Origin of the sequence: Zobellia sp. 1_MG-2023, from assembly GCF_030549125.1 — a bacterium.
Taxonomy (GTDB): Bacteria; Bacteroidota; Bacteroidia; order Flavobacteriales; family Flavobacteriaceae; genus Zobellia; species Zobellia russellii.
Genome location: NZ_JAUOSY010000007.1, coordinates 84,590 through 102,325 on the forward strand (window position 1 = coordinate 84,590; position 17,736 = coordinate 102,325).

17 protein-coding genes are annotated in these 17,736 nt (G+C 38.8%); 5 read left to right on the forward strand and 12 right to left on the reverse strand.

Annotated elements, in window-relative coordinates; translation table 11 throughout:
- Positions 1–22: 22 nt before the first annotated feature.
- The 7 genes from pdxH to rpsA form a co-directional block, all read right to left on the reverse strand.
- A complete protein-coding gene (pdxH, locus tag Q4597_RS14790; RefSeq protein ID WP_303406844.1) occupies positions 23–670 on the reverse strand; it encodes a pyridoxamine 5'-phosphate oxidase in 648 nt (215 codons plus the stop codon).
- 69 nt (positions 671–739) lie between these two features.
- Entirely contained in the window at positions 740–1,645 is a 906-nt protein-coding gene (locus tag Q4597_RS14795) for a ribonuclease Z (RefSeq protein ID WP_303406845.1), read from the reverse strand.
- Between the two features lie 4 nt (positions 1,646–1,649).
- Positions 1,650–2,123: a DUF3291 domain-containing protein gene (locus tag Q4597_RS14800; RefSeq protein ID WP_215440881.1), complete on the reverse strand. Its 474-nt coding sequence runs from the start codon at positions 2,121–2,123 to the stop codon at positions 1,650–1,652.
- The gene (locus Q4597_RS14805) at positions 2,120–2,452 is read right to left on the reverse strand and encodes a ribonuclease Z (RefSeq protein ID WP_303406846.1); all 333 of its coding nucleotides are present in this window, start codon (positions 2,450–2,452) and stop codon (positions 2,120–2,122) included. The genes Q4597_RS14800 and Q4597_RS14805 overlap by 4 nt, the downstream gene beginning before the upstream one ends.
- Positions 2,453–2,459: 7 nt before the next feature.
- Positions 2,460–3,386 (reverse strand): aspartate carbamoyltransferase catalytic subunit, encoded by a 927-nt coding sequence (locus Q4597_RS14810; protein ID WP_303406847.1) that lies wholly within the window; start codon positions 3,384–3,386, stop codon positions 2,460–2,462.
- 2 nt (positions 3,387–3,388) lie between these two features.
- Positions 3,389–3,928, reverse strand: a complete 540-nt coding sequence (gene pyrR / locus Q4597_RS14815) for a bifunctional pyr operon transcriptional regulator/uracil phosphoribosyltransferase PyrR (protein WP_215440884.1) — start codon at positions 3,926–3,928, stop codon at positions 3,389–3,391.
- Between the two features lie 195 nt (positions 3,929–4,123).
- Positions 4,124–5,956: a 30S ribosomal protein S1 gene (rpsA, locus tag Q4597_RS14820; RefSeq protein WP_215912387.1), complete on the reverse strand. Its 1,833-nt coding sequence runs from the start codon at positions 5,954–5,956 to the stop codon at positions 4,124–4,126.
- Positions 5,957–6,222: 266 nt separating this feature from the next.
- Here rpsA and Q4597_RS14825 point away from each other — a divergent pair, with 266 nt between their 5' ends.
- The gene (locus tag Q4597_RS14825) at positions 6,223–6,603 is read left to right on the forward strand and encodes a LysM peptidoglycan-binding domain-containing protein (protein ID WP_215912388.1); all 381 of its coding nucleotides are present in this window, start codon (positions 6,223–6,225) and stop codon (positions 6,601–6,603) included.
- Positions 6,604–6,656: 53 nt separating this feature from the next.
- On the opposite strand, the gene cmk is transcribed toward Q4597_RS14825, so the two are convergent.
- Together cmk and lon are read right to left on the reverse strand one after the other, a co-directional pair.
- Positions 6,657–7,349, reverse strand: coding sequence for a (d)CMP kinase (gene cmk, locus Q4597_RS14830; RefSeq protein ID WP_303406848.1), 693 nt, complete (start codon positions 7,347–7,349; stop codon positions 6,657–6,659).
- Positions 7,349–9,799, reverse strand: a complete 2,451-nt coding sequence (lon, locus tag Q4597_RS14835; RefSeq protein ID WP_215912484.1) for an endopeptidase La — start codon at positions 9,797–9,799, stop codon at positions 7,349–7,351. The genes cmk and lon overlap by 1 nt, the downstream gene beginning before the upstream one ends.
- 233 nt (positions 9,800–10,032) lie before the next feature.
- Between lon and Q4597_RS14840 the strand changes: the two genes are divergently transcribed.
- The 4 genes from Q4597_RS14840 to Q4597_RS14855 are packed head-to-tail and all read left to right on the forward strand — an operon-like array spanning position 10,033 to position 12,976.
- Positions 10,033–10,587, forward strand: a complete 555-nt coding sequence (locus Q4597_RS14840; RefSeq protein ID WP_215912390.1) for an RNA polymerase sigma factor — start codon at positions 10,033–10,035, stop codon at positions 10,585–10,587.
- A gap of 1 nt (position 10,588) precedes the next feature.
- Complete coding sequence (locus Q4597_RS14845) at positions 10,589–11,149, forward strand: hypothetical protein (RefSeq protein WP_215440890.1); 561 nt, start codon at positions 10,589–10,591, stop codon at positions 11,147–11,149.
- Positions 11,130–12,221 (forward strand): hypothetical protein, encoded by a 1,092-nt coding sequence (locus tag Q4597_RS14850; RefSeq protein ID WP_303406849.1) that lies wholly within the window; start codon positions 11,130–11,132, stop codon positions 12,219–12,221. Before Q4597_RS14845 ends, Q4597_RS14850 begins: the two co-directional genes overlap by 20 nt.
- A 32-nt stretch (positions 12,222–12,253) precedes the next feature.
- Entirely contained in the window at positions 12,254–12,976 is a 723-nt protein-coding gene (locus Q4597_RS14855; RefSeq protein ID WP_303406850.1) for a head GIN domain-containing protein, read from the forward strand.
- Between the two features lie 32 nt (positions 12,977–13,008).
- Here the strand turns inward: Q4597_RS14855 and Q4597_RS14860 are convergent, their stop codons facing one another.
- Genes Q4597_RS14860 through Q4597_RS14870 form a run of 3 tightly spaced genes read right to left on the reverse strand, consistent with a single transcriptional unit; the run spans position 13,009 to position 17,652 of the window.
- Entirely contained in the window at positions 13,009–14,346 is a 1,338-nt protein-coding gene (locus tag Q4597_RS14860) for an MFS transporter (RefSeq protein WP_303406851.1), read from the reverse strand.
- 60 nt (positions 14,347–14,406) lie between these two features.
- Positions 14,407–15,216 carry a M48 family metallopeptidase gene (locus Q4597_RS14865; protein ID WP_215440894.1) on the reverse strand — a complete coding sequence of 270 codons (810 nt, stop codon included), beginning with the start codon at positions 15,214–15,216 and terminating at the stop codon, positions 14,407–14,409.
- A gap of 36 nt (positions 15,217–15,252) precedes the next feature.
- On the reverse strand, positions 15,253–17,652 hold the full coding sequence (locus Q4597_RS14870) for a glycoside hydrolase family 31 protein (RefSeq protein ID WP_215440895.1): 2,400 nt from the start codon (positions 17,650–17,652) through the stop codon (positions 15,253–15,255).
- Between the last annotated feature and the right edge of the window lie 84 nt (positions 17,653–17,736).

Consider the following 17,736-nt stretch of genomic DNA (forward strand, 5'->3'; position numbering starts at 1 on the left):
AAATTTTGCACTAACCTTGGGTTTAAGGTGCCAATCTTTCCATTTTCCAATCCAAACCATTAATTAAGCTATACCTAATACGATCATGCAAGCGGTTAGGTCTTCCTTGCCAAAATTCCAATGATTGCGGTTTTACAATATACCCGCCCCAATAGTCCGGTCTTGTTATTTCCTTGTCCTGGTATTCTTGCTCTAATTGCTTTAACTTATTTTCCAAATCTTCCCTAGATGCAATAACAGAGCTTTGCTCAGAAACAATGGCTCCGAGCTTGCTTCCATCCGGGCGGGACTCAAAATAACCATCAGACATATTTTCGGCAATCTTTTCGGCCTTGCCTTTTATAATAATCTGTCTTTCCATATTAGGCCAAAAAAAGGAAATACACACATTAGGGTTAGCGGCTATGGCCTTGCCCTTTTCACTATGGTAATTGGTATAGAATATAAATCCCTCATGGGTAAACTTTTTTAATAGCACCACCCTACTTTTAGGGTAACCATCCAAACCAATAGTTGAAACGGTCATAGCATTTGGTTCATCCACTCCGTCCGATGCTTCCGTTTCATGAAACCATTTTTGAAACAACTCCATAGGATTATCCGAAATGGAATCTTCCAAAAGGGCACTCTTTTCATATGATTTGCGATAATCGCCTAAATCTTTTTGCATAATTTTCTTGCTAAAATCCTTTTAACCAAAGTTCAGCAAAAGATTGGTAACGAAAAAGTAGGAAGGAAACTAAAACTCAAAAAACTTGCCGTCATCGGCAAGTTCTACATTGGAGAAAACTTCCAATGCTTCGCCTTTAAAAAGCTCTATGGATTTATATCGGGTAGAATAGTGACCTAAAACCAGTAAACCCACGTTTGCCGCTTTGGCAATTGCCGCTGCTTCCTTGGCCGTAGAGTGCTTGGTTTTTACCGCTAAATGAGCCTCTGTCTCCAAAAAAGTGGACTCATGATACAATGTCGTAGCGTTTTTGATTTGATCAACAATATCTGGCTTATAACCGGTATCACTACAATAGGCATAACTTTTAGGGGTTGGCGGATCAAAACTTAACTTGGCATTAGGAACCACAGTTCCATTATCTAACGTAACATCCTTGCCGTTTTTTATATTTTGAAAATAGACCCTATCCACCTTATACTTTGCAACCGCTTCTACATTAAGTTTACGCTCCCCTGGTTTCTCTTTGAATAGGAAACCGTTTGTATATACCCGATGATTTAACCGAATAGTTTCTACAGAAATTTTATCGTCTTCAAAAACAATTTCCGATTCCCTATTTGAAAGCTCATGAAAATACAGTTGATAATTGGTCCATGAATCACCAAGCTTTAGGAGTAAGGTAATAGCTTCTTTAATTCCCTTGGGTCCGTAAATATGTAATTCTTTTTCCCTACCTAACAACCGAAAAGTAGAAACCAAACCTGGGAGACCAAAAAAATGATCGCCATGTAAATGGGAAATAAAAATATGGTTAATGCGCGAAAACTTTATTTTATGCTTTCGTAACTGTACTTGGGTACCTTCGCCGCAGTCTATCAAAAACATATGGTTCTTGACTTCCAAAACCTGAGAAGTAGGATTGGTTAACGTACGAGGTGTTGCAGCGTAGCAACCAAGAATATGCAGTTTCATTTTTCTAATTCTTAGGCGAATAGCTTAAGGCTTCCTCAACCGTAAATTGCCCTTTAAAACTGAACGCATAAGGAGATTCACCATGCTCATTAAGGTACCTAAGACGTTCTTTAGCCTCATCCGGAGTGGGTTCATGACCTTCCTTTGTGTACCACAGACACATGTGCATATCTGACATTTGGTGAAACCATTCCTTTTTTCTTCTCATGACACCCGCATGTTGCGAGGCATAGGTAAAATTGAACAAAGCTTCTTTGGATTCCCAAACGGACATATTGATAATAAGAAAATCATCTTCAAAAACGCGCAGGGCGGTAGCATTGTCGTCCTCACCTTTAAGTCTCCAGACAAAACCCGTACTCTTGTCTGCAATGGCATTTATACGATCAAGGTCATTTACAAAATCGGCCATTACAGGGCTATCTATTGGCGCCCGCATCTTGGCTATGTTTACTTGAGACAGGTGATAGTTACTCATAAGTCTAAATCTCGTTCAATTTCTTCCATTTCTATGATATCGTGAGCTTCTTGAATGGTTGGCACTACCATTATGGCATCAGGTACCTCATCATAGGAAACCTTATCTGTTACCAAAACAAAAGATTTCTTGGCTTTTTTATGCAAATCCGAAATTTGCAAAAACTCAAGAACATCATCTGCCTTTAACTTTGAAAAGGAAAAAAGGTTTACGACAATATTGTCATTTTTTATCTTTGGATAAGCGTCATTTAGGTTTTTTAAGAAAATAGAAAGCGTGGTATTTTCTTGAAAAACGATAGTTGTAGAACCGTCCGAATCGAAAATCATACTTTTATTATTTTATTTTTGAAGCTAATAAATAAATCACTGCCATACGAATGGCAACTCCATTTTCTACTTGATTTAATATAATGGACTGTTTTGAGTCCGCCACATCACTGGTAATTTCCACACCTCTGTTTATTGGACCTGGGTGCATAATTACTATCTCTTTATCTAAACTGTCCAGCAATTTTTTGTTGACACCAAATTGCTGCGTATACTCCCTAGTGGTAGGGAAATAACTAATATCCAGTCTTTCGTTCTGGATTCGCAACATATTTGCCACATCGCACCAGTTTAAAGCCTTTCTTAAGTCCGTTTCTACTTGTACCCCTAATGATTCCACATATTTTGGCAGTAAGGTCTTAGGTCCACATACTTTTACGTTCGCACCTTGAAGCTTTAAAGCAAATATATTGGACAGCGCTACGCGAGAATGCAAAATATCTCCAACAATCACAACATTCTTACCGGCAACATCACCTAATTTTTCACGAATGGAATAAGAATCTAAAAGTGCTTGGGTAGGATGTTCATGAGCACCATCTCCAGCATTGACTATAGATGCTTTAACATGTTTGGACAAAAATATTCCCGCCCCAGGATTGGGATGGCGCATAACCACCATATCTACTTTCATAGACAGGATGTTATTGACCGTATCTATTAGGGTCTCCCCTTTTTTAACCGATGATTGGCCCGCCGAAAAGTTAATGACATCCGCAGACAATCTTTTTTCTGCAAGCTCAAAAGACAGCTTAGTTCGGGTACTGTTCTCAAAAAAGATATTCGCAATAGTAATATCCCGTAAGGAAGGTACCTTCTTTATAGAACGATTAATAACTTCCTTAAAATGATCGGCGGTTTCGAAAATGAGCTGAATGTCATTCTCATTTAAATATTTGATTCCCAGTAAGTGTTTTACACTCAGTTCCGCCATTGTTATTTATTTATCAAATATATCACGTCTTCACCATCGTTCTCTTTCCAAAGAACCTTAACTTTTTCATCATTTATAGCATCTACCTGCCTGCCCCTGTAGTTTGGCTGTATAGGCAAATGTCTACTAAAACGCCTGTCTATAAGGGTTAGCAACTCTATTTCCGAAGGTCTCCCAAAAGATTGGATTGCCGTTAATGCAGATCTAATACTACGCCCGGTATACAGTACATCATCTATAAGTACCACTTTTTTATCCTCCACCAAAAAATCTATTTTGGTCTTGGTTGCTTCCAAGGTTTTATCCCCCCTTCTAAAGTCGTCCCTATAAAAAGTGATATCCAAAAAGCCTAGCTTAATTTCCTTTACGCCGTATTCTTCCTGCAAAATTTTGGTTAACCTATCTGCCACAAAAATACCCCTAGGCTGAATGCCTATAAGTACGGTATCTTTAAAATCTAGATGGTTTTCGAGAAGTTGACATGCCAAACGATGGAGTATGATGTTTATTTCCTTTTCAGAAAGAAGTACTTTTTGCCCCATACTGCTCTATTGCTTTAGCTTAACAAAAATAGGGAATTCTAGTTAGAAAAAAAGTGATTTTTAAATGTATACCGTTTTTTCCAAAGTAATAAAATCTAGAAGCTTCTTAAGTCCTTTAAAAATAGTTTTATAGACCAAAAAAAAATCCCCATAACCAAAAGGCTATGGGGATTTCTATATAGATTAGTGTAAGATTTAGCTCTTACCTTCCATCTTATCTTTCAACGCTTGCAATGCTTCGTTAGCATCACCTAAAGTAGGCTTAGCTTCCTCTGCAGATGCAGCAGCTTTCTTCTGCGCCGCCTTAACGTTACGCTGCTCTTCTTCTCTGAAAATAGCAGTGTGACTTGCAACAACACGTTTGAAATCTTTGTTGAACTCAATGATCTTAAATTCGGCTTCGTCTCCTTTACCTAATTTCTTACCATCTTCCTTCTCTAAATGACGTTGCGGAATGAAAGCAGTGATATCTTCATTAAAGTCTATTGTAGCACCTTTATCAACGATATCGGTAATAGTTGCTTTATGAACAGTATCAACAGCAAATTCAGCTTCGTACTTATCCCAAGGGTTCTCAGTAGTCTGTTTGTGACCTAAGCTCAGCTTACGACCTTCAACATCCAACTCTAACACTTCAACCTCCATTTTGTCTCCAACAGAAACAAACTCAGATGGGTGCTTGATTTTCTTAGTCCAAGATAAATCAGAGATATAGATCAAACCGTCAATACCTTCTTCCATTTCTACAAAAACACCAAAGTTGGTAAAGTTTCTAACGATACCAGAATGTCTTGAACCAACAGGGTATTTAGTAGTAATATCAGTCCATGGGTCTGGAGTCAATTGCTTGATACCAAGAGACATTTTACGATCTTCACGATCCAATGTCAATACCACAGCTTCTACCTCATCACCAACTTTTACGAAATCCTGAGCTGAACGCAAGTGCGTAGACCAAGACATTTCAGAAACGTGGATCAAACCTTCAACACCTTCAACAACCTCAATAAATGCACCGTAATCTGCGATTACAACTACTTTACCTTTTACTTTGTCTCCAATTTTGATTTCATCGCTCAAGGCATCCCAAGGATGTTTCTCCAATTGCTTCATACCCAACTGGATTCTAGATTTGTTCTCATCAAAATCAAGGATAACAACATTGATTTTCTGATCCAATTCTACAACCTCGTTCGGGTGGTTGATACGGCTCCAAGAAAGATCGGTAATATGTACCAAACCATCAACACCACCAAGATCAACGAACACACCGTAAGAAGTAATGTTTTTCACAACACCTTCTAACACCTGTCCTTTTTCTAACTGGCTGATGATTTCTTTCTTCTGCTCTTCGATATCTGCTTCGATCAACGCTTTATGAGATACTACAACGTTCTTGAATTCATGGTTAATTTTAACCACTTTGAATTCCATTGTCTTACCAACGTACTGATCGTAATCACGAATAGGCTTCACATCAATTTGAGAACCTGGCAAGAACGCCTCGATGCCAAACACATCTACGATCATACCACCTTTAGTTCTACATTTAACGAAACCACTAACAATTTCTTCTTTATCGTGGGCCGCATTTACACGATCCCAAGCCATAATGGTTCTAGCCTTTCTGTGAGAAAGTACCAATTGGCCACTTTTATCTTCACGGATGTCTATAAGAACTTCAACCTTATCACCTACTTTTAAGTTAGGGTTGTAACGGAATTCGTTCAAAGAAATAACACCTTCAGATTTGGCATTGATGTCTATGATCGCCTCACGGTCGGTCAAATAAACTACCTTACCTTCAACTACCTCTTCATCGGCAGTATCTACGAAGTTTTCAGCTACCAACTTTTCAAATTCCTCTAATTTAGAGTCATCTACTCTTTCAATACCTTCTTCGTACTTCTCCCAATCAAAGTTTTCCAAAAATTCTTTTGGATCTTGCTTAGGAGCTTGTTCTTTTACTTCTTGTTTTGCCTCGGTAGAAGTTTCCTCTACCTGAGCTGTTGCTTTTTCTTCAGCCATTTGCTGATCTTAAATTTGTATTCTACGATGGCACAAGAGTTAAACAATGATCGCAGAAGTTGTTATATGTCAATTTTTTATCTTTCCTTTTCGCTCTTGATGAATTTGTAAAAAAGGAGTGCAAAAATACATCTTTTTTATTAGTTTACCAACCTTATTACCACAGCATTGTTATTGTAACCTTTTTTTACTCCATTTTATACGTAAAACAGTGGTTTTATCGTTATCTTGGGGTCAAGAATATTAACCATTAAAAAGTATTACGTATGAGCGTTAAAGCAAAATATCAAGAAGTTTTAAATCTTGGTGAAGAATTAGGTATAAAAAATGGAGATGTTTCCGAAGAAAACGGTGTGCTAAAAATTAAAGGCGAAGCCAACACCCAATATGAAAAGAATTTGCTTTGGGACAAGATAAAGCAATTGGGCGGCGAAAACCCTTCTGATCTTAAGGCCAATATTTCGGTAGGTGATTCTTCTGTGTATCACAGACATACGGTAAAGAGCGGTGAGTCTTTGAGCAAAATTGCAAAACAATATTACGGGGACCCAATGAAATACAAGCAGATTTTTGCTGCCAACACAGGTGTATTGACCAACCCGGATGTTATTCACCCTGATCAAGTTCTTGTTATCCCTAATATCTAAAAAGAACCGAAAACAAATAAAAAACGTGCCAGATTAATTTCTGGCACGTTTTTTTATACTTTCTCAATACAGCGATCGGCGATACTGAGTAGCCGTTCAAATTGTTCCTTGAGTCCCATATCACTATTATCGAACTCTATGGCATTATCCGCTTTATGCAATGGAGAAAATTCGCGGTGGGAATCTATAAAATCTCGCTTCTGCACATTTTCCAGCACATCTTCATAGGAGACTTTCTCACCCCTATCCAACAACTCTTTATATCTGCGCGTAGCCCTTGCTTGTGGAGATGCTGTCATAAAAATCTTAAGCTCGGCATCGGGAAAAACCACGGTACCAATATCCCTGCCGTCCATAACAATGCCCTTTTCCTTGCCCATAGCCTTTTGCATTTCTACCAACATGTAACGTACTTGCTCAAGTTCAGCAATTCTACTCACATGTTTAGAAACCTGCATGGTGCGTATTTCTTTCTCCACGTTCTCATTGTTGAGATACATTTCGGCAAAACCAAGGTCAGGATTGGGAACGAACTTTAACCTGATTTTTGGTAACAATTTCACCAAATCTTCGAGTCGTTCTTCCTTGCCACCAATAAATCCGTTACGCATAGCAAACAACGTTATGGCACGATACATTGCGCCCGTATCTACATATACATAACCTAATTCTTTGGCCAATTGCTTGGCCAAAGTACTTTTTCCGGTAGAAGAAAATCCGTCTATGGCAATTGTAATCTTAGACATTAGAGTTTTTTAGCGTTCTTAACTTTTTGGGCCGTAATAGCAATATCTACCACTTCGTGCATATCTGTAACGTAGTGGAATTTTAAGCCCTTAAGATACTCTTTTTTTATCTCTAAAATATCTCTTTCATTGTCTTTACAAAGAATTAACTCTTTGATTCTTGCTCTTTTAGCCGCTAAGATTTTCTCCTTTATACCACCAACAGGCAACACTTTTCCTCTTAGCGTTATTTCTCCTGTCATGGCCAAACTTTTCTTCACTTTCTTTTGCGTAAACAAAGAAACCAATGAGGTTAACATGGTTATACCAGCACTAGGACCATCTTTAGGGGTAGCGCCTTCCGGAACGTGAATGTGAACATTATACTTATCAAACACTTCTGAATTTATCCCAAATCTATCCGCATTGGATTTAATGTACTCCATAGCAATAGTGGCGGACTCTTTCATTACCTTTCCTAGATTTCCGGTAATATTTAAAGCTCCTTTACCCTTGGACAAGATTGATTCTATAAAAAGAATATCTCCACCAACACTTGTCCATGCAAGACCGGTTACAACCCCTGCTACATCATTATTTTCATACTTATCGCGCTCCAGACGTGCAGGACCCAAAACCTTTTCAATAATTTCATTGGTCACCTTTACATCGTACTCTTCTTCAATTGCAATATTTTTGGCCGCATAACGTACCATTTTGGCAATCTGTTTTTCCAAAGAACGAACTCCGGACTCACGCGTATATCCTTCTACTATTTTTTCTAATTGTGGTTTTCCAACGGAAAGGTCTTTTGGTTTAAGACCATGCTCCTTTAGTTGCTTTGGAAGCAAATGCCGTTTTGCAATTTCAACCTTCTCCTCAATGGTATAACCCGTTACGTTTATGATTTCCATACGGTCACGTAGCGCCGGCTGAATAGTTGACAAGTTATTTGCCGTTGCTATGAACATCACTTTAGAAAGGTCATAACCCATCTCTAAGAAATTATCGTAGAACTCACCATTTTGCTCTGGATCCAGAACCTCCAACATTGCGGACGATGGATCACCTTGATGACTACTGGATAGCTTATCTATCTCATCTAAAATAAAAACGGGATTGGACGTTCCTGCCTTTTTCAAGCTTTGAACAATCCTACCTGGCATTGCCCCAATGTAGGTTTTACGATGCCCACGTATTTCGGCCTCATCTCTTAAACCTCCCAAAGATATTCTTACATATTCCCTTCCTAGGGCTTCCGCTACGGATTTACCCAACGAGGTTTTACCAACGCCCGGAGGTCCGTATAGACATAAAATAGGAGACTTCATATCGTTTCTAAGCTTTAGAACCGCTAAATATTCAATGATTCTTCGCTTTACGTCCTCTAGTCCGTAATGATCCCTATCCAATATTCTCTGAGCCCTTTTCAAATCGAACTTATCCTTTGAAAACTCGTTCCATGGTAAATCTAGAAATAGGTCCAAATAGTTTCTTTGGATGGAATACTCGGCCACTTGTGGATTCATACGCTGCATTTTTGACAATTCCTTATCAAAATGCTCCTTTACCTTTGCGTCCCACTTTTTCTTTTTGGCTTTCTTGCGCATTTCAACAATTTCATCGTCATGCGAAACTCCGCCCAACTCCTCTTGAATGGTCTTCATTTGTTGGTGCAAGAAATACTCACGCTGCTGTTGGTCCATGTCATTGCGTACTTTGGACTGTATATCATTCTTCAACTCCAATTTCTGAAGCTCAAGGTTCATATGTTTTAATGTGGCAAGTGCACGCTCCTGAAGATTGTTAATTTCTAACAATTCCTGCTTCTCCTTTACGCCAAGGTTAAGATTGGACGAAACAAAGTTAATTAAAAATGAATTGCTCTGAATGTTCTTAATTGCAAAAGAAGCTTCACTTGGTATGTTCGGGTTGTCTCTAATAATCTTTAGAGCCAAGTCCTTAATAGACTCTATAATGGCCAAAAATTCCGGCTCGGTCTGGTTAGGTCTTTGCTCGTTGGTATCCCTCACGGTAGCAGTCATATAAGGCTCTTCGGTAAGTATTTCAGCTACTTCAAAACGCTTTTTACCTTGTAGGATTACCGTAGTATTTCCATCGGGCATTTTCAACACTCTTAATATACGGGCTACCGTTCCCAGAACGTTTATATCTTTTACCGTAGGGTTTTCAGTATCCTTGTCTTTTTGAGATACCACACCTATTACCTTGGACCCATTGTTGGCATCCTTGATCAAATTAATAGACGAATCCCTGCCGGCTGTAATAGGAATTACCACACCAGGAAACAAAACGGTATTGCGTAAAGGCAATATTGGTAGTGTTTCTGGCAAGGCTTCATTACTCATCTCTTCCTCGTCTTCTGCGGTCAAAAGGGGTATCAGCTCAGCATCTTCATCAATGGACTGTAGCGACATATTGTCAAAATTCGTGAATTTAGGATCTCCCATAGTATCAATTGCGGTCATTCTGTCATTTTAATGACAGGAACCCTTAGTTATCTGTTATCTTCATATTCCTCTAAGACACTGTAAACATTACTAAAATGTAGAATAGTGCCTTTTCTATCGGTGCAATATTGACAATTCTTATGCCATACCCAAAGAAATGCCGTTCATTTATTTTTCCCACCAAACTGTAACAATCCATATCTTAGGTCATCTTTAAGAAAACCTTTCACTTTTTGAGCCAAGAAAGAGAACATATTGACACTTTATTACAAATGTGTCTGGACGGAAAGCAAAGTGCCCAGCTCGAAGTTTACAATCGTTATTACAAGGCCATGTACAACACGGCCGTACGTATTGTAAAAAAGAGCGATGAAGCCGAAGATGTCATGCAAGAATCGTTTCTGAACGCGTTTACGAAACTGCATACGTTTAAAGGCGAGGTAACTTTTGGCTCTTGGTTAAAACGCATTGTAATAAACAACAGTATCTATCACTACCGAAAGCAACAGAAAAAAAACGAAGTTGCCATACAAGATGTATTGTACAAGGTTGAAGATAATGATATAGGTGTCGCAGACCCTCATGCGTTAACTGAAACGAAGGCTCAAAAAGTGATGGAAACCATGAAGTGTTTAAAGGACAACTACAGAATTTCTTTGACCTTACATCTTATTGAAGGTTACGATTATGAAGAAATCGGTGAAATTATGAATATGAGTTATGCCAATTGTAGAACCACTATTTCCAGGGCCAAGGAGAGCCTAAGAAATAAATTGATGGAAGCTTAAGATGAAAGAAGACAATATAGATAAACTATTCAAAAACCTAGAAGGTTCTTTTGATCTTGAGGCACCCGCCCATGGCCACGAGCAACGGTTTTTAGAAAAACTGGACACCCAACAAGGCACTAAGACCTTAACCGGAAAGAACAAATCTTGGTGGAAACCTTTGTCCATTGCAGCCTCTATTGCAATTCTATGTACAATTGTATTTAACGTGTATAAATCAAAGCCGTCTTTGGAACAGCAGGTTGCCCAGATATCACCGGAAGTATCACGTACTGAATTTTATTTTGCGAGCCTTATTGAACAACAGGTCAACACACTTAAAAGCGAAAGCACGCCCGAAACCAAAAAAATAATTGATGACACCATGATACAACTTAAGAAACTGGAAACCAATTACACCCAATTGGAGCAAGACTTGGTTAATGGAGGCAACAGTAAACTCATTTTAAGTGCAATGATTACAAACTTTCAAACGCGTATTGACCTATTACAGGACGTTCTCAATACAATTGAAACCATAAAAAATTTAAAAAATTACGATAATGCAAAAACTACAATATAAATCCATTGCCCTATTTTTTCTGATGGTTCCCATGTTACTCATGGCAAACACCAGAGAGCCAAAAGGCAAACACAGCAAAGAAAAAACTATAAAAAAGGAGTTTTACGTTAATGCCGATGCTCTTTTAAGAGTTAACAACAGCTATGGCAATGTGAACATTATTTCTTGGAACGAAAACCGCATTCTTATTGAAGTTCATATTAAGACCAACAGCAATAACGAAGAAAAAGCTCAGGAAAAATTAGATGGGATTTCAGTAGATTTTGAAGCCTCAAAAAGCATAGTTTCCGCTAGAACCAACATTGATAACAATAATAGTAGATGGGGGTGGAACTGGGGAAAAAGCAATAATGTAAACATGCAAATCAACTATACCATAAAGTTGCCGGTAAAGAACAATGTTGATCTGAACAATGATTATGGCAGTATTAGTATTGACCGAGTAGACGGGCATGCAAAAATAAACTGCGATTATGGCAGGTTGGATATTGGGGAACTGCGCGGCAGGAACAATCAATTAAATTTTGATTACACTACAAAATCTACCATTTCCTTTATTAACAGCGGTAAAATTTCAGCTGATTACTCCGGTTTTCACATTGAAAAAGCAGGTGATTTGATTATTAGTGCAGACTACACCAACGGTTCCGTAGCCCAAATGAAAAACTTGCAATATAACAGCGACTATGGTAAAATTGAAATTACCGAAGTCAACAACATACAAGGAACAGGAGATTATATTAATGTTCAATTGGGTACGGTTCACGGCAATGTAGATATCGTAGCGGATTACGGCTCCCTAAAAATAGCGAACATGGCCCAAGATGCCGGAAATATGCAGCTAAGAACAGACTATACAGGAGTTAAAATAGGCTATGACCCTAATTACCACTTCAACTTTGAGATTAAAACATCTTATTCAGGCGTTAGTGGTAAGGATGATTTTGAAATTAATATAAGCGAAGAAAAAAATACAAGTAGGTTTTACAAAGGCTATTACGGTTCTAACAATAGTGGTAATTCCGTTTCTATTTCTAGCGACTACGGGGGCGTAACATTCTATAAAAATTAAATCATCATCATAATCAATTAAAACAAACAGTCATGAAAAATTGGATCGTATTAAGTTTAGCATTAGCAGCCGTTTCTTGTTCCGCACAATGGGGGAAAGGCATAAAAGGCAATGGAAATGTAGTGAGTATAGAGCGTAGCGTTGGCGATTACGATGCCATTGCGGTTTCCGGCTCTTTTGACGTAGACCTTGTAGAAGGCAATGAAGGAGAACTAGTGATTAGCGGAGAACAGAATTTATTGGATTACATCGTTACCGAAGTACAGGGTGAAAAATTGGTCATAAGAGTCAAAAAAGGCATAAACATAAGGCCCTCTTTACACAAAGGCAGCATCAAAGTAAAAGTACCTGTAGAACGTATTGATGCTTTAAGTCTTTCCGGTTCCGGAGATATTGTTGGACATACCACTTTAAAAACCTCTAGATTCAAAACATCTATGTCCGGTTCCGGTGATATTACTTTAGATGTTACAACGGATGCCCTTGTGGCCTCTATGTCCGGCTCTGGAGATATGAACCTAAGTGGTAATACTCATGATTTTGAAGCTACTATTTCCGGTTCTGGGGACATTAGGGCTTACGATTTAAATGCCGATAATGTAGAAGCCACAATCTCTGGTTCTGCGGATATAAAAGTTACGGTAAACGAAAAATTAAAAGCAAGGGTTTCCGGTTCCGGTGATATTAGCTACCGCGGGAACCCAAAAAAAATAGATACAAAAACATCGGGTTCAGGCGATGTTTCTAAAGGATAATACATCAAAAAGCGATCACTACAGTCATCTAACTAAGCCTCTTTTATAGAGGTTTTTTTATTTACCCGCGTTAAAAGAAACATCCCTATTAAGAAAAATAGCCCTAAAAATATAATTGAATACCTAATGCTTCCCGTAATCTGGGCAATGTAACCATAGCTCAACATTCCTATCACAATGCCTATTTTTTCCGAAACATCGTAAAAACTAAAATAAGAAGTGGTGTCTACCGCATCTTCCGGTAATAGCTTGGAATATGTTGATCTAGATAAAGATTGTATACCACCCATCACGAGGCCCACTGCCCCGGCAGTTATATAAAACTCCATAGGTGTGGTAATCGTATAGGCAAAAATGCAGATGAAAATCCAAATAAGGTTCAAAACAATTAAAACGTTGATGTTGCCAAAACGTGATGAACAACGCGACGTTACAAAAGCCCCTAAAACCGCAACAATCTGAATAAGCAAAATACTAACAATCAGCCCCGTAGTGGAATCCGTGGCGCCCCAATCTAATTCTTCTATTCCAAAATAAGTAGCGATTAACATAATGGTCTGTACAGCCATACTGTACACGAAAAACGCACCCAAATATCGCTTTAACGGCACGTTGGCCTTTATTTTTGACCAAATAAGCTTCAATTCCTTAAAACCGTTAAACAGTATATCCTTTGTAAAAGTTTCCTTTTTATTCCCTTTGGGGAGATGATAATAGGTGTATTGACTAAAACCGATCCACCATAAGCCCGTCAACACAAAGGAGAGCCGGGTAGGTATGGATTCGTCTTCAAACCCGAACGAATCAAACTTTAAAATCATTGCTAAACAAATAATCAAAAGAACTACACTACCAATGTATCCCAAAGAATATCCTTTTGCACTTATAGCATCTTGTTGTTCGGGAAAAGCGATATCCGGCAAATACGAATTGTAGAAAACCAAGCTAGACCAAAATCCTATTAAAGCAGTAAAATAGCACAACAGGCCAAACCAGAGGCAATCCATGCTAAACCAATAGAGCCCTATGCACGAGAGAGCCCCCAGATAGCAAAAGAACTTCATAAATATTTTCTTGTTGCCTACGTAATCCGCAATTCCACTTAAAAACGGACTTAAAAACGAGACCACCAAAAAGGCAGCTGCCGTTACGTAACTGATTAAAGTATCATTATTAAAATCTACCCCCAAGAAGCGCACGGTGTCATCTAGAACATTACCTTCCTTATCCTTGACCAAGGTTAAGGCTCCGTAAAAAATAGGAAATACCGCTGAAGAGATGACCAAATTATAAACTGAATTGGCCCAATCATAGAATGCCCAAGCATTCAGTAGTTTTTTACTTCCTTTTGGAAGGTTGGTTTTTGGCATAATGGTATAAAAAAACCGTTCTTTTTGAGAACGGTTTTAAATATACAATAATTGTAAGATTTACTGAAAACTAGTAACCCCAAACTTTTTGGCCTCAGCTTTTGCCGCTGGAGCCCATTCCGTAAGATTATTGATCCTAGTGTCATTGGAAGGGTGCGTACTCATAAACTCGGGCGGAGCTTGACCTCCACTATTGGCCTTCATACGTTTCCACAATTCGGCTGCTTCCGTTGGGTCATAACCTGCAATAGCCATAATCTGAAGACCTATACGATCCGCTTCTGTCTCATGGCTTCTACTGAAAGGCAACATTACCCCTACTTGAGAACCAACACCATAGGCCTGGTTGAACATTTCCCGTTTCTGTGGATCTTGAATAGCCACATTTCCGGCTACCGCCCCTAATTGTTGTAAAGTTCCGGCGCTCATACGTTGTGCTCCATGATCGGCCAGTGCGTGCGCTACTTCATGCCCCATTACAACGGCTACACCTCTTTCACCCGCACAAATGGGCAAAATACCTGTATAGAAAACAATTTTCCCTCCTGGCATACACCAAGCGTTCACAGTTTTATCATCTACCAGATTGTACTCCCATTTATAATCTTTAAGATACCCGGAATACCCATTGGCGGTCAACCATCTCTCCGCTGCGGAAGATATGCGTTGCCCCACTTTTGTTATCATTTTGGCATCCGCCGAATTTTCAACCACTTTGTTTTCCGTCAAAAATTGGTCATACTGAGCAAATGCAGTTGGAAAAAGCTGACTGTTCGGATAAAAATTCAACACTTTTTTCCCTGTAAACGGATTTGTTTTACAGGAAGCTACCCCTAAGAAAAGGGCGAGAACTAAAATTACTTTTTTCATAACGGTTATGTTTAGACCTGTAAAATACGAAAAAACTTAAATGGCAGTTATGCGCAATTGCGTAAAATCTTTGCTTACATGAACCGTATTATCCCCATTTGGCATAATAGTTTTTAAATCCACATCTTCGTTATCTATCTGTACTTTACCAATTTTAAAGGGAAGACCGTGCAAATTAATTTTAAACGTCTCGTAACTGGTAATAAAAGCCCCGTCTTTAAATTGTTGTATTTTAAGTTCCCCTTCTTTACCCAGAAGTTTAAAATTTCTTAGACTATATTTTCCGTTTTCGTAGGCATAACCATCTTCGGCATCTTCATAAACCGTAGAGTTTTCCTCTCCTTCGGTAAAATATACATCCAATATAAGTTCTTTAATTTCCAACTCTCCTACATATTGCTGTACCGGATATTTTGGAATAATGGCACCTGCCTTTATGAAAAGTGGAATCTTATCAATATCTGCTACAACCCATTTTTCCTTCCCTCCTTCAACAATTTCATCGTTCCAATAATTGTACCAATTCCCTTTAGGAATATACATTCTTCGCCCTTTAGCATTTGGTTCTTGAATTGGACATACCAAAATCTGTTCTCCAAAAATAAACTCATCCGTTCTAAAATGGGTTTGCGTATCTTCTTGGTCATAACAAACTATAGGTAGCAACATTGGAGTTCCTTCTTTTGAATACCTCCAAAACATTGTGTACAGGTACGGTAGCAATTCATAACGTAATTCTATGAACTTTCTAACAATATCCGTAATCTCCGTCCCAAAGGACCAAGGCTCCTGATCGCCATGATCTCCACTGGAATGCACTCTGCAGAAAGGGTGAAAAATCCCTAATTGAATCCATCTGGCAAAAAGCTCCCCGTTTGGCTGTTCCGCAAAACCGCCAATATCCGAACCTACGAAAGAATAACCGCTCATACACATACGTTGCATTTGCACATTGGCTATCCATAGATGTTCCCAAGTAGCTACATTGTCTCCCGTCCAAGTTGAAGCAAAACGTTGCGTACCGGAGTAAGCCGCTCGCGTAATAACCAAGGGTCTCTTAGGGTACACATATCTTTTAACACCTTCATAGGTTGCCCGTACCATTTGCATACCGTAAATGTTATGCGCTTTTCTATGGCTACTAGGGTGGCCGTCATAATCATGACGTGTATCCAATGGTGCCGTTTTAGAAGGTACTTCCATTACCGCAGGTTCATTCATATCGTTCCAGACGGCATGCACCCCTATCTCGGCCATGAATTCCTTATAAAGTTCTGCCCACCATTCCCGCACTTCAGGATTGGTGAAATCGGGAAAATTACATTCCCCAGGCCATACTTTACCCTTCATTCGTGGACCATCTGCCCGCTTGCAGAAATAATCGTTTTCTACAGCTTCTTGATATATCCAATAATCTTTGTCCACTTTAATTCCCGGATCAATCATGACTACGGTCTTAAAACCGTCTTCATATAGTTCATCGATCATACGTTTGGGTTCGGGAAATCTCTTTTTATCCCATGTAAAACACCTAAAACCGTCCATATAATCAATATCCAAATAAATGGCATCACATGGTATTTTAAGGTCCCTGAACTGTTTGGCAATATCCTTTACATTACTTTCCGGAAAATAGCTCCATTTGGACTGGTGATAGCCCAAAGCCCATAAAGGTGGTAGTTCTGGCGCTCCCGTAAGGTTGGTATACGCTCTAACCACTTTATGCATTTCCGGTCCGTAGAAGAAGTAATAGTTCATTTCACCACCATCTCCCCAAAAACTTGTGGTTGAACGGCGTTCGTGAGCAAAATCAAAATGGGTTCTAAAACTGTTATCAAAGAAAATTCCGTATGCCTGGCCGCTGTGCAGGCCTATATAAAATGGAATTGCTTTATATAATGGGTCTTGATCTTTACCATATGCGTATTGATCGGTTACCCAATTATTGACCCTTTTTCCCTTAAGGTTACTATGAGTAGCTTTATCCCCCATACCGTAGAAACTCTCCGTATTCTGGGTTATTTTACTCATCTTCACGGTGTTACCGCCGTGCTCGTAGTTTTCTTCCCAGTGAAAGCCTAATTCATCTTCACTGATGATATTACCGTTTAAATCGGATATTTGGGTACGTAATGTTTTTTTATCTACAAGGACCTGAAGTTTTGAGGTCTCTATAATGTATTCCGTTTTTGTTTCCAGGCAATCTAGGTGACTATACCCTCGGCTCGCGTTAGGATCAACGGCATATGAAAAATCTGGCTGAAACGCATGCTCCGTAGCATAACGGAACCGTATGGTCCTATCCTGAATTACCGTGACTTCTAAGATTACACCGTTTTCGGTAGTAAAATAGAACTTATCCTTATCCCTTACATAATCTACAATATGATTTGGGTAAAGGTTTCCTTTATATTCTAGTTCTGTATTGGTTATCATTAGTTTGATATTTAAAGACTAACAAAAAAAAGACTTTAAACCTTAAAAACGAAATGATTTCACAACATTTACCAACTATTGTCA